Source organism: Bradyrhizobium sp. 26S5, assembly GCF_036923295.1.
Lineage (GTDB): Bacteria > Pseudomonadota > Alphaproteobacteria > Rhizobiales > Xanthobacteraceae > Bradyrhizobium > Bradyrhizobium septentrionale.
This window is the reverse complement of the sequence record NZ_CP145948.1, coordinates 4,840,680-4,853,059: the sequence shown is the minus strand read 5'-3', so window position 1 is coordinate 4,853,059 and position 12,380 is coordinate 4,840,680. Positions and strand designations below refer to the sequence as shown.

Genomic DNA, 12,380 nt, shown 5'->3' with positions numbered 1-12,380 from the left:
CTGACGCGCGCCTTGCTTGATTTGGATCAAAGAAGACGGTCGGCTCGCTCCTACCGTTCTCGGGCAAGGCTCAAGATTGATCCCAGGAGTCCCCAGCCATGCGAGACAAAATTGACGACCTGATCCCGAAGGCGCACGAGATCCAGAAGCAGGCGGCGCTCCAGGAAGCGGAGAAGGCCGAGGAACATGCCAAGCGTGCGGCTGTTGTGGAGGCCGAGAAGCACGCCTTGATCGAGCGGTTGAGCAAGCCGTCCGGTCTCAGCGAGGACGAGAAGGTCAAGCTGGCCTCGGGACCATTCGCGGTCCGCTGGCGGAAGCGCCCTGCGTCTGCGAGGCCGCGTGGAGCAGAGATTTGCCTGGAGGCGAGTATTTGACGCCCGAGGTGCCAAGTCGGCTCTACGCGGCCTCCTAGCCCATTATGAATGCCTCGGAGCCAGTGGATGTCGTTGCGCTTAACTGAACCCATCGAAACTCGCCGGCGCCCTTCGTGGGGCGGCGGACAGAATCATCGCCCCTAAGCTGCCCGTCGTGGACCCTCTTGCCAGGTGATTGTGTAAACCGGCTGTTCAGCCACGGAACACCGTGCAATCTGGAATGCAGGCGTCCAAGGAACCGCGAACGGCAGGCACGGTTCGATGAAGCCGGAGGGATGCCGCCGCTGCTGGACCATGTTGCTGTCTTCGCCTTGTTGATTGCGACACCAGACACGCGTTAACGGAGTGTGCGTCGAGAGAACGACGGTGCGCCGGACTCGCCGAGCCATCCGCAGATGTGCGACCGGAATGACCCGTTAACACCGCGCTGGTGATTTGAGCCAGGCAAAAAGTATTGCTGACGGATCCGCGGAGATGCGCGCCGCCGGGCTTCATACTGCATGTGACGATGTCGACCTGGTCAACCGCGAAGATCCGCCCTTAAGCTGGCAACTTCGGCTCAACCCCATCGTGGGTCAGCCTCCGAAAGAGAGTGCCGGCAGGCCCGGACGCTAAGTCTAGTGCCAGTTCTTCTGCATTGCATTCATGACGGTATCCGACCTGTGCGTCTTGCAGTAGGGCAATTCGTCAGGATCAGCACACAGAAGCTGGAAATGATGGTCCGTTTCATAAGGCCTCCAGTGTCGCCTGTGGTCGCTATTGAGCCGTTGCGCGTTGAAGACCGGCCATCACGGTTTGCGTCGGGTTTAAAGCGCACCACGACTTCACATTCGCGACGTTTCGAGCATAGGCATTCAAGTCAACGAACACGTAACCGGTTTTCTGATTGAACCAACCGCTCATCCACGCAGAAAAGACCGCCGAGTCTTCGGCTGAAAGCGCTAGATAGTCGGCACATGTCACACGGGCCATATCGATCTTAGCTTGCGCATGGGCTGCGCATGGCCAGGTCGCGCCCGCGAGGATCAGATAGAGCACGGATTTCCGCATAATCAACTCCGTCACCGATGAGGCGCATTCAGGAAGGAGCTGCCAGTATTGATTCAGATCAATCTGCGAAACGCGGCGGCGGGTTTGATCTAGATTAAGCTCTTTCTTTTGTGCCGCGCTGCACAAGGAGCCTGTGGCAAGCACCGAAGCACCGAGACGTGCCCCTCTTATCGACGATGGCCTTGAGGCCGCAGGCTCTCGCCGTGCGAGGATTGATCTGAATCAAGCGTCGCCGGGTTTCACTGACCAGATTCCGCGCAAATGGCTGGAGGGCATGCGCCATGGGTACCGTCAGGTGGATGATCACCACCGCTCCGGAAATCTTCCTGCTGCTTTCGATCGCCATCGGCACGGTGCTGGGCCGAGTCAAGATTCGTGGTTTCTCGATCGGAACGACAGCCTGCATACTGGTGGTGGCCGTTCTCATTGGTCAGCTCGGGACCTTTACATTCCCGTCGGTGCTGCGCGTGCTTCTGTTCAGCCTGTTTGTGTTCACGATCGGCTACCGGTCCGGCCCCGAATTCTTCGCCTCCTTGAGCATCCGCACCCTGGCGCAGGTCGTCATGGCGCTCGTGCTCGGCAGCACAGGCCTCATCCTCGTTTTGATATTTGCATTCACGTTCAAGCTCGATCCGGGCACGGCCTCGGGACTTGCCGCCGGTGGGCTGACGCAATCTTCCATCATCGGCACGGCGTCCGGAGCGCTCGCGCAGGTCGGCCTGTCCAGTGATGCTTTGAAGCAGCAGGAAGCAAACATCGCAGCCGGATACGCCGTCACCTATGTCCTCGGCTATATTCTCACGCTCCTGTACGTGCCGTTTGTCGCACCGAAACTGATGCGGATCGATTTGAAGGCGGAGGCGGCGAAGCTAGAGGCGGAGCTTTCCGGCGGCAACCCGCCACAGAGTGAAAATCTCCACTATCGCAAATTCCAGGCGCGCGCGTACCGGGTATTGGCCGCCGCGGGACGCACGGTCAAGGACGTCGAAGAGGAAATTGGCAGCCGCACTGTCGTCGAGCGAATCGTGCGGCAGGGAGCCGATATCGAGCCGCGCCTCGACACCATTCTCGAACCCGGCGACGACATCGTCGTCGCCGGGCGAACCGCTGCCCTCGTCGCGGCAAAGCCGGTCATCGGCAACGAAATCGATGCCGACGAAATCCTGAAGGCAATCCCGGGCAACGTGATCGACGTCCTCGTCGACAGCCGCCATCTCCATGGCCGATCGATCAAGGAGATCGCTGAACGCGTCGGCAACGACGCCCGCGGCGTCTATCTCCGCACGCTGACCAGGATGGGCCGCGAGGTCCCGTTGGGCCCGGACACCCGCGTCTATGTCGGGGACGTCATGACGCTCGTCGGCAGCACTCGCAACATCGAGCGCGCCGCCACGAAGGTCGGGCAGATCCTGCGCTCCGGCGACCGCGCCGACATCGCGTTTCTCGCAACCGGCATCGCCGCGGGCCTCCTCGCGGGTCTCGTCAGCTTCAGGGTCGGCGGCATCCCGCTGACCTTGGGCGGCGGCGGCGGCGCGCTGATCGCTGGCCTCGTCTGCGGCTGGCTGCGGTCGCGCCGGCCGACCATCGGAGCGTTACCACGCGCGGCACAGCAGACACTGAGCGATCTCGGGCTCGGTGGCTTCATCGCAGCAGTCGGCCTCGGCAACGGAGCCGCGGCCTGGGCTGCGATACAGGCGCACGGGGCCTTGCTGGTGGGCATGGGCCTGGTCGTCACGCTGGTGCCGCTGATCGTCGCGACGCTGTTTGCGCGCTATGTGTTGCACATGAATCCGGTCATCACCTGTGGGGCGCTGGCTGGCGCCATGACCGTCGATGCTGCGGTGACCGGAGCCTGCGAAGTCGCCGAGAGTCAGACCCCAGTACTCGGCGTCGCAGTGCCCTACGCCATCGGCAATGTCGTCCTGACTGTACTCGGCCCGATCATCGTGGCGCTCACTTATACCGGCTGACGGCGGCGACGATGCGTAGGCAGTTGGCCGCAATCTTCCGACCGCTCTGTCGCACTGGCAGCCGCCGTTATGTTTATTTCAGGGTAATTCCCCGCAACCTGGCCCGACCGACCACCCGGGCCGGTAGATGGCCCCAGTACCGGCCCCGTGGCCCCAAAAAAGGTGTTGCCGGAGCGCTCGACCAGAGGCCGCCTCAGTTGGCGGCTTCTTTCATTTATTGACGCGATCCCATGTCGCCTCTTGGCCTTTTTCGGAAGTGCCGCGCGGGCTATCGAAAGTCCGGTGTCGGGGTGAAGCGGACGCTACTGTTGCGTGTTCCGACTTCCGTGTTTGACCCATCAGAGACATCAGCCGCTCGGGCGTCTTGCGGTCGGTCAGGACTGGGTCCGCTATATCGCGCGATAACGGGAACGTGACCGATGCCCCGGCTGAACGTCTAGCCGCGTTGATCTGCGTCAACACGCGTGAAGGCATGCATTCATTGGTGAAGGATGGGGTGGGTATTCCTCAAAACGGAGAAGAGACTCATGAAGTATGTAAAAAAGGCAACGCTTGCAGCTTCTGCCTTCGGTTGTGCAGCACTGTTCTCCTTTGGTTGGGCTGAGCAAGGCGGCATCTCGCTGTCAGTCGAGAGCGCCCAGGCGCGGGTTGGTCGCCCGCTAACCCCCGTGAGCGTTGCGGGCGTTGCGCGTCGTCAGAACCGACGGGCGGCCTACTACGGGGCAGGTGTTGTCGGCGCAGGCGTCGCAGCGGTCGGCACGGGTGCCGCTATCGCCGCCACGGCTGCGCCTAACGCTTGGGGAAACAACAATTGGGGAAACAACAATTGGCGCGGCGCTTACGCGGCCCAAACTGATCCTTACTTTGGGCAAGCTCACTACGTCCACAGGGCTTACCACGGACATAGCCCCTACTACGGTTATTCCGGATGGGATGATTACTCGGCGCGTAACAGCATTAAATGCACGCCGGGTGGCGCAATTAAACTTGACGACGGTCAGATGTATTTCTGTCAGTAGGGGCCCCACCTACGCATCGCGAAAGAGGCGGCTTTCTCGGCCGCCTTTTTGCGATCTGCTCCGACGAAAGAGTATTAATGATTGACCTAGATCAACACTCCGCCGGTCTATCAGATTGCCTATAACAGTTGTCGACAATAGGCACACAGACCAGACAGCCTTTGCCGTCTACCCAATGTGACAACAGGGAGTAGGTGCAATGAGAGCTTTCTCAATTATCGGACTGCTGTTTGCAGCAGTGGTGTTGGCGACGGTTCCGGTCTCGCCGCAGGTGACACCGCGCGGCGTCGAGTTAAGTGTTGATCAAGCGCAGGCCATCACGTACCGGCGCGCCCGCGTGACTGCGCGTCGTGTCGACCGTCGCGATTTCCGCCAAACACGGCGCGCCGTGCGGCGCGGTGTCTATTAACAGAGCACGATGGGCAATGATGATGGCGCGGGCAAAGTGAGCCAGAACCGGTTCCAGTCGCCGCCGTGCGGCTCGATAGACGACGTGACAGGACGAGCCCAAGGTCAATGTTTCGGGAGCGCACCGGAGCGACCGGCATGCCACTGGCGGCATATTTTTGGAAGGTCGGAGCAGTGTTGCTCGCACTGCTCTTTGTTGCAGATTATTCGCTGCCGAGAGCCCCGACCGTCGATCAGGCGGCTGCGAACCGGCCGGCCATACGTATCCACTCGGATCGCAAATGGCCCGAGCGTGTTGACTTCGATACCCGATCGCCGGTGATCGTCGCCGCTGCGCCCGGGGCCGAGCCGACCGAGGTCGCAACTTCGTCGGATGTGACCGAACCGCCCGTTACCGTCGCACAGAGCCCGGGGGTGGCGAATTCTTTCGCGATGCTGCCGGATACACGCCCGCCTGAAACCGTCGATCGCAAGCGACAACGCAAGAAGTTGCATGTTGCGGCTCGACCGAGGCGAAACGTCCAGCCGCAGATGCTTCTGGCGGCACGACGGGGGCAGTTCGGCTGGTTCGGCTTCGGAACCTGGTGATCGGCGTCGGGTCGGGACCTGTATCTCGCTCAGCGTTTCATTGTTCATCGATAAGCCAAGCTTGGATGCGGGACGACGGAATGAGTTGCCTTGGGACGTGCGGATTGATCGTGCCCGCAATACAGCGAGACCTTCGTCGAGCTGGGCGCGTCTAGGCAGACGTGTTGCCTCGCCTGAAGCTGCAACCACGGCAGCAGCCTGGCGGCGGTTCGATTGCGGTCGGATCGCCCGTCTGACGGGTTCTTCAGACATATTCCCTCCAACAAAATCGGCCGGCATTTCTGCCGGCCCAGTTTACGGGAAAAGTTGGAATAGGACGAGGTCAGTATCTCGCTGCGCCGTAACCGCCGAAGCGGTAGTTGATGCGCAAGGTGACCATATCGACGTCTTGGCTGATCCGATTGAGCGCACCGGCAACAATCGGATTGACGACAGAGAACGAATTGTTCGCGTTCCCCATGAACAGATGGTCGTATTCAATACCGGCAGACCAATTTGGTGCAAAGCCGTACTCCCAGCCCACACCCACGGTCCCACCCCAGCGGGTCGCGCTTGCGGAGGCCAGTTCGGCGCCGGTAAGCGTGCTAAGGATGCTGAAACGATTGCTCGTGACCGCCGCGCCGCCCTTCACGTACAACAGTGAGGCGTTCCAGGCGTAGCCGATCTGGCCAGTGAAAAGCCCGATGCCGTCCGTTGTCGTGCGGGTCGAGAACGCCGGAGCGATAATACTGGCACGCTGGCTGCTGAGATCAGCCCAATCCCCCTGGGCTTCCAGGCCGAACACCCACTGATTGGCCTGCCAACGGTAGCCGATCTGCCCGCCGACGAGGCCTCCTGACCGCTCGCGGCAGCCGTCACCGATGACCGTACCGGCCACCCCCACGAAATCCCAGCAATTTCGGCTCTGTCCCCAGCCGCCGTTGGCGCCTATGTAGAAGCCGCTCCAGTTGTAGATCACGGGCAGCGGAGCCGGAGGCGGGGCCTTGACGGCCATGTCGGCGGCCGATGCAGGTGCGGCGGCCATGGCAATTGCCGCGAAACTGACAGCGGCGGCTAAGAACTTTCTCATCCCAGTGTCCCCTCTCTCAACTGCACGTTCGCATGCAAACCACTTGCACTACCGGCGCAGAGCGTAGTGTGTGTCGGGCTAAGACCTCCGTAACAAAATGGCAACACTCATATACAAAGGTTTATGCACGACACCTTGCACTATTGCTGGTCGTTGCCGTGAGGCCTTTCGCCACTCGCGTCTTCATCGGCGAGCCAGGCGAAGATCTGGGAAGCTGGGACAAGCTGCTTCGGTGAGTGCGGATTGATCGTGCCCGCAAATGCAGCGAGACCTTCGTCGAGCTGGGCGCGTCCTAGGCAGACGTGTTGCCTCGCCTGAAGCTGCAACCACGGATTTTCTCGCGCCAGATTTCTTCAATGGATGCGGTCGCGCGGTCCCGGCGGTTACCTACGCTCACAGAGGGCCCCAAAATTTAGTGGCGGGTCCATGGAGACGGACGCGCGCAGTAGTGGCCTCCGATGCGATTTGCCGCACGGGACCGTCCTTCTGATGAGTTAACGTTAGGGAAGATGGCTGGCCTGACGGAGGATCGCCGCTATGGGGGCATTTGAAGCACTCGCCATCGTCGTTCTTTTTGTTGTGGCAGCAGTGGTCGTGACCATGCTCGTGCGAGCCCGGAGACGATAGCAGGACGGCGTCACGATCCAAGACACAGCCGTCGCGCATCACGTCACCACGCAACACGGTGCAAACCATCAACGAAGGGAGTGTCCGTTTTTGGGGCCAAAGCAGACGTGCGCTGGTCGACCCGGAATTTCGCCTTTTGACCCATGGCAGACATCGGCCAACCTATCTATCCAGTGTCACTTTTGCATGCAGATGGGCCTAAGCGTCTCGTCAAGGCCACGGGCCTTGGCGTAGTCGATCACTGCCTGCCGGGCTGCTTCGCAACGCTCTGCGCTCGTAAATTCCTGTGTCGATATCGCGGCGCCATTGACAGCGCCGAGCCAGCTCATGACGATTAGAACATGGGTCATAATATCCTCATCACCGTCTTGTTTGGCGGCTCATCACCTCAAAAAGGCGCACGTTGCGCCTGTGCACTTTGCGCCCAATGAGCGGCTGACAATTGATCTGTATCAACGCGAAACACTGACCGGCCGGTGCTGCTGGCCAGCGCCGGTTGCATCTCAATCGCACTTTCCGTGCTGGTTCTGATTGTCCTCTTCACGATGTAGGGCGGTGGCCTAATTTGAATACGGCCTGCCCTAGCTCAAAGTGCACAGACCATTCGAGCCGTCACGTGATTTTGTCAGCATACCGAGCGGTCCCCAGAGGGAGGGATGCTGTTCCGGGATGCTAGGGGCTCGGGCAAACCCTCTCCGAGCCCCGCCTTCTTTTTGCTGTGCGGAATTAACTTGCATTGAGCGCCGCACAAGCGCCTGTTGGCGTATGCCCCTATTCCAGGCCGAACGTTGCCGATCACTGGCAGCGGAATGTCGTCAATTGGCTTTGGCACCGGAACCTAAGATTGAAAAAACGTTCCTAACCAACTTGGCATTTAGCTGGAGTCGGCTAGCCAACCAGACTGACCGCTACGTCGAGTATTTGAAAACGCGGACGAGCGACGAGAAGTAAGGCCGCAATCCGTTCTCGCAATAGCCGTCTTGGTTGCCATTGATCGGGCTCGGTGCACTTGTCGTCTATGAGTACGTGCCTCATTAGGACAGGCTATGGCCAAGATGATTAAGTCTCTTCGCAAGCAGGCTGACAGGGCGGAGCGCGCCGCACTCTCCGCTCTCGACCGGGACTTAGCGGAGGGATTGCAGGCAATGGCGCGCGCCTACCGGGCGCAAGCTGACGTGATCAAATCCAAAAAGAAAAAGACCAAGAAGGCGTCGTGAGGCCGCCTCAGTTGGCGGCCTCTTTCATTTTGGAGGACCGAACAAGTCACCTCTGCAAAAGAGGGAAAGTGAGCAATTTTGCTCAGACCCCACGAGCTGGATATGCAATTTGTGCCTTACCGGGGTTTTGCAAACCCACCCGGGGCGGGAAGCCGCCGTCCGCGATATATTTAAGCGGGCGGCGTTTTTATATGAAGAAAGGCCGCCTTAGTTGGCGGCCTCTTTCATGCGCAATCCGGGGGAGTTTTCGGGTTGGCCTAAGCCTGATGTCAGTCTGGAAATGCTTAGATACAAATACTCCAACGGCCTCGGCTCGTACCGCTCCGGGGCCTTTTTTGACGGCCGCGGCCGTAACTGGCTGGGTGTTCCTAAGAGAAACGGCCCCAGCACCTCTGGGGGGCTGGGGGCCGGTGCTGGGGCCGTCACCTGATCCGCCGATTTGTCTTCTTGGAGGTCGGCAGCTTCGATACTGGGCTCCTCTCTGATCCTCCCGCAATAGCCTGTATGCAACAGTGTCCTAGTTCCCCAGCGCGAGTGTCATCCGTCCCGGGTAGGTTCTGTCCATTGCTCGGCCCTTTGATCTAGATCAAGGGATTTAGTCCGAAGAGAACGAATAGCGAAAGCTGTCCGGATTTTGAGGGCAATTGTCCCAATTTGAATCGGGGAACGCCCCAATTCGCTAACGACACGTCAATTTCTTTTGGCACGTGAGCAATATTGACCAGCCTTGGAACGTCGGCTGTTCCAACCTCCGGCCATCACCGCCCTGTAACGGCGTCTGCCGGTGACTGAGAGCGTTCGCGCTCCCCGCCCAGAGACAAGGGAGCGTGGCATGATCGAACAACCCCATTTCGATTCATATTCAATCCCAGCACGCGTCAGTCTTGGCATCGCTATTTTCGGCGGCACTCTGCTTATCGCGGTGATGCTTACGAGTGCCTTCATCGTGCATTGAGGCCGCCTCAGTTGGCGACCTCTTTTACAATCAGACAACCGTCGCGCCGCGCGCTTTGTCCGCCAGTGAAAGAGTCTACACGATGCAACGCAGCGATCAGTGGACCGAGTTAGTTTCATGCCCGAACTGTGGAATGTCAGGGGCTGCCCGTCTTTCGAAGGCCAAAAAGGCCTTTGATTTTAGGGTGGAGGCCATTCCTGCGGGCTTTAAAGTGAGTCGCTTGGAATTCGGTAACACCTTCTTCTGTGGGGCATGCGATCAATCAACCGGCACATACCCAGATAACAAAGCAATGAGGCCGCCTCAGTTGCGCCACTGAGAGCATCCCCGGCCCCGCGCTGGATGAGGCCACGGGTGCGCGGCGGCGATCAGGGTGAGACTCCAGCGACAATCAAGGTGAGACTGCGCCGATGGGGACGGACCGAAGGGAGGGCGCAGCCCGACCGGAGGACCGTCCCCATCGGCGTCGCGCGTTTTTGGACCCGTCTGGCGGCCGGGTGCGGCTGGTGCAAGCTGTTGGTTCGTCTCGACAAGAGGGAATCGATGCCTTGCCTGGCCTCCACATCACCGACCACCAGATGAGGCTGTACATGACGTACCGACTGACACTGTCCCCCGAGGCCGCCGCGGCCAAGGCGGGGTTCTCGAAGGCAAGCGCGTATCGAATCGAGGGCGATTGTCGCCCGCCATCGCAGAAGAAGACGCCGAGGGGCCGGCGCCGGTCCGATCCGCTCGGGCAGTATTGGGACGCCGAGATCGTTCCGATCCTGAAGGCTGCGCCCGGCATCCGCGTGATCGGCGTGCTGGACGAGCTGCGCCGACGGCATCATGACTTGAACCCGAACATCCGCCGCACGCTGGAGCGGCGCATCAACGCCTGGCGGGCGCTCAACGGCCCCGAACAGGACGTGATCTTCCGCCAGCAGCACGAGCCCGGCCGCCTGGGTCTGTCCGACTTCACCGACGTGAGCGCGCTCGGTATTACCATCGCGGGTGAGCCGCTCGATCACCGGCTCTATCACTTCCGGTTGGCGTTCTCCGGCTTCGAGCATGTCCATGTCGTGCTCGGCGGCGAAAGCTTCGTCGCCCTGGCGGAGGGCTTGCAGAACGCGCTGTGGGCGCTTGGCGGCGTGCCGCGGGAGCATCGCAGCGACAGCCTGTCGGCAGCATTCCGCAATCTGGCCGCCGACGCACGGGGGGATCTGACGCAGCGCTACGCCGGGCTGATGGGCCACTATGGCATGGCGCCAACGCGCAACAATGCGGGCATCGCACATGAGAACGGCTCGATCGAGAGCGCGCACGGCCATCTCAAGCGGGCACTGGAAGATGCGCTGTTGCTGCGGGGGACGCGCGAGTTCGCCAGTCTCGATGCGTACCGGGCTTTTGTCGACGAGATTGTCGGCCGGCGCAACGCCAACCTCGCCAAGCCGATCGCGCTCGAGAAGGAGGCCTTGGCGCCGCTGCCAAAAGGCCGCACGACCGACTTCGAGGAGAAAGTGATCCCGGTGACGTCGTCAGGCGGCTTCATCCTGCGGCGCGTATTCTACACCGTGCCTTCAAGATTGATCGGCCATCGCCTGCGTGTGCGCATCTTCGACGACCGGCTCGAATGCTTCCTTGGCGTCACGCCGGTCGTGACGCTGCGGCGCGGTCGGCCTGTGTCCGAGAGCCAGGGCGGTCATGTTGTGGATTACCGGCACGTCATCCATGCCCTGCGGCGCAAGCCGATGGCGCTCCTCAATCTCGTTTATCGCGACCAACTCTTCCCGCGTGCAGCTTACAAACGTCTGTTCGAGACCTTGCGGGAGCATGGTGATGACCGGCGCGCCTGCAAGGTGACGGTCGAGCTTCTGGCGCTGGCTCACGAGCGCGCCTGCGAAGCAGAACTCGCCGAGGTGATCGCGATGGATCTGGACGCCGGACAGTTACCCGATCTTGCCGCGCTGCGCGACCGCTTCCGACCCGAGGCGGCCTCGATCCCGCGTGTCGCCGTCAAGCTGGCGCCGCTCGACGTCTACGATGAACTCGCCTCCGTCAGCGTCATGTCGGGCCGCTCGAACCTGGGAGAGGCAGCATGACCGGTATCGCTACCTCCGTCGATGCTGCCCGTGTCGAGCTGCTTCTCAATGAGCTCCGCCTGCCGGGCGTCAAGGCGATCTGGCCGAAGCTCGCCGCACAGTCGGACAAGGAAGGGTGGCCTGCCGCCCGCTTCCTCGCCGCCCTTGCCGAGCACGAGGCGGCCGATCGCACCCGCCGTCGGATCGAGCGACACATGGTGGAAGCGCGTTTGCCCGCCGGCAAGACGCTCGCCACCTTCGACTTCGAAAGCGTGCCGATGCTATCAAAGGCACAGGCGATGGCGCTCGCCGCTGGCGACGCCTGGTTGAAGGCCGGCGCCAATTTGCTCTTGTTCGGTCCACCGGGCGGCGGCAAGACCCATCTCGGCACGGCGATCGGCCTGGCTCTCGTCGAGAACGGTTGGCGCGTTCTCTTCGCGCGCACCACTGATCTGGTGCAACGGCTGCAGGTCGCGCGGCGCGAGCTGGCGCTGGAGTCCGCGATCGCCAAACTCGATCGCTATGACCTCCTGATCCTCGACGACATCACATATGTGAGCAAGGATCAGGCGGAAACCAGTGTGCTGTTCGAGTTGATCGCCGCCCGCTACGAACGACGCTCGCTGCTGATCACGGCCAATCAGCCATTTGGCGAATGGGGGCGTATCTTCCCGGACCAGGCAATGACGTTGGCTGCCATCGATCGTTTGGTCCACCACGCCACGATCCTCGAGATGAACGTCGAAAGTTACCGTCGAAAAGTTGCCCTCGATCGCAAGCGCGGTCCAGGCCGGCCACCTGTTCACACGACCCCCAACGAACTCGACAAGACTGTGATTGACGCTGGCAGCGCCGCTTGATTGTCGCGCAGCGTCAATCAACGCTTGCCAAGTAGGCGGCCAGCGTCAATTATCTCCTGACTCGGCCGCCTCGTCTCATCTTGATTGACGCGCCGCTCTCATCCTGATTGATGTGGTGGAACGGCCCGCTCCGACAGCATCATCGTGCTAAAACGTGGTCGTTGTTCGAACGCCACAAGGAGG

Annotated in this window: 10 protein-coding genes and 1 pseudogene; 8 read left to right on the top strand and 3 right to left on the bottom strand. The window is 61.0% G+C overall.

Annotation, left to right across the window (positions count from 1 at the left end; genetic code table 11):
• Positions 1–98: 98 nt before the first annotated feature.
• Positions 99–290 (top strand): annotated as a pseudogene (locus tag V5279_RS22470) (hypothetical protein); the annotation flags it as partial.
• An 840-nt stretch (positions 291–1,130) separates the two neighbouring features.
• On the opposite strand, the gene V5279_RS22465 reads toward V5279_RS22470, so the two are convergent.
• Complete coding sequence (locus tag V5279_RS22465; RefSeq protein WP_338687710.1) at positions 1,131–1,568, bottom strand: HdeA/HdeB family chaperone; 438 nt, start codon at positions 1,566–1,568, stop codon at positions 1,131–1,133.
• A 137-nt stretch (positions 1,569–1,705) separates the two neighbouring features.
• Between V5279_RS22465 and V5279_RS22460 the strand changes: the two genes are divergently transcribed.
• The 3 genes from V5279_RS22460 to V5279_RS22450 all read left to right on the top strand — a co-directional run bounded on the left by V5279_RS22460 (position 1,706) and on the right by V5279_RS22450 (position 5,409).
• Positions 1,706–3,394: an aspartate:alanine exchanger family transporter gene (locus tag V5279_RS22460; protein WP_165128454.1), complete on the top strand. Its 1,689-nt coding sequence runs from the start codon at positions 1,706–1,708 to the stop codon at positions 3,392–3,394.
• A gap of 527 nt (positions 3,395–3,921) precedes the next feature.
• Positions 3,922–4,413, top strand: a complete 492-nt coding sequence (locus V5279_RS22455) for a hypothetical protein (RefSeq protein ID WP_338687699.1) — start codon at positions 3,922–3,924, stop codon at positions 4,411–4,413.
• Positions 4,414–4,959: 546 nt separating this feature from the next.
• On the top strand, positions 4,960–5,409 hold the full coding sequence (locus V5279_RS22450) for a hypothetical protein (RefSeq protein WP_338687697.1): 450 nt from the start codon (positions 4,960–4,962) through the stop codon (positions 5,407–5,409).
• A gap of 322 nt (positions 5,410–5,731) precedes the next feature.
• Here the strand turns inward: V5279_RS22450 and V5279_RS22445 are convergent, their stop codons facing one another.
• Together V5279_RS22445 and V5279_RS22440 are read right to left on the bottom strand one after the other, a co-directional pair.
• On the bottom strand, positions 5,732–6,478 hold the full coding sequence (locus V5279_RS22445) for an outer membrane protein (RefSeq protein WP_338687695.1): 747 nt from the start codon (positions 6,476–6,478) through the stop codon (positions 5,732–5,734).
• An 803-nt stretch (positions 6,479–7,281) separates the two neighbouring features.
• Positions 7,282–7,455 (bottom strand): hypothetical protein, encoded by a 174-nt coding sequence (locus V5279_RS22440; RefSeq protein ID WP_338687693.1) that lies wholly within the window; start codon positions 7,453–7,455, stop codon positions 7,282–7,284.
• A gap of 696 nt (positions 7,456–8,151) precedes the next feature.
• Here V5279_RS22440 and V5279_RS22435 point away from each other — a divergent pair.
• The 4 genes from V5279_RS22435 to istB all read left to right on the top strand — a co-directional run bounded on the left by V5279_RS22435 (position 8,152) and on the right by istB (position 12,197).
• Positions 8,152–8,322 carry a hypothetical protein gene (locus tag V5279_RS22435; RefSeq protein ID WP_165123913.1) on the top strand — a complete coding sequence of 57 codons (171 nt, stop codon included), beginning with the start codon at positions 8,152–8,154 and terminating at the stop codon, positions 8,320–8,322.
• Between the two features lie 832 nt (positions 8,323–9,154).
• Positions 9,155–9,277, top strand: a complete 123-nt coding sequence (locus V5279_RS22430; protein WP_338687685.1) for a hypothetical protein — start codon at positions 9,155–9,157, stop codon at positions 9,275–9,277.
• Between the two features lie 548 nt (positions 9,278–9,825).
• The gene (gene istA / locus V5279_RS22425) at positions 9,826–11,358 is read left to right on the top strand and encodes an IS21 family transposase (protein WP_422389058.1); all 1,533 of its coding nucleotides are present in this window, start codon (positions 9,826–9,828) and stop codon (positions 11,356–11,358) included.
• Entirely contained in the window at positions 11,355–12,197 is an 843-nt protein-coding gene (gene istB / locus V5279_RS22420; protein WP_176535476.1) for an IS21-like element helper ATPase IstB, read from the top strand. Before istA ends, istB begins: the two co-directional genes overlap by 4 nt.
• Positions 12,198–12,380 lie beyond the last annotated feature (183 nt).

Bases quoted from the DNA above. Each gene is read 5' to 3' on its own strand.
- V5279_RS22430 (WP_338687685.1), top strand. From the start codon at position 9,155: ATGATCGAACAACCCCATTTCGATTCATATTCAATCCCAGCACGCGTC.
- V5279_RS22450 (WP_338687697.1), top strand. From the start codon at position 4,960: ATGCCACTGGCGGCATATTTTTGGAAGGTCGGAGCAGTGTTGCTCGCA.
- istB (WP_176535476.1), top strand. From the start codon at position 11,355: ATGACCGGTATCGCTACCTCCGTCGATGCTGCCCGTGTCGAGCTGCTT.
- V5279_RS22460 (WP_165128454.1), top strand. From the start codon at position 1,706: ATGGGTACCGTCAGGTGGATGATCACCACCGCTCCGGAAATCTTCCTG.
- V5279_RS22445 (WP_338687695.1), bottom strand. From the start codon at position 6,478: ATGAGAAAGTTCTTAGCCGCCGCTGTCAGTTTCGCGGCAATTGCCATG.
- V5279_RS22440 (WP_338687693.1), bottom strand. From the start codon at position 7,455: ATGACCCATGTTCTAATCGTCATGAGCTGGCTCGGCGCTGTCAATGGC.
- V5279_RS22455 (WP_338687699.1), top strand. From the start codon at position 3,922: ATGAAGTATGTAAAAAAGGCAACGCTTGCAGCTTCTGCCTTCGGTTGT.
- V5279_RS22435 (WP_165123913.1), top strand. From the start codon at position 8,152: ATGGCCAAGATGATTAAGTCTCTTCGCAAGCAGGCTGACAGGGCGGAG.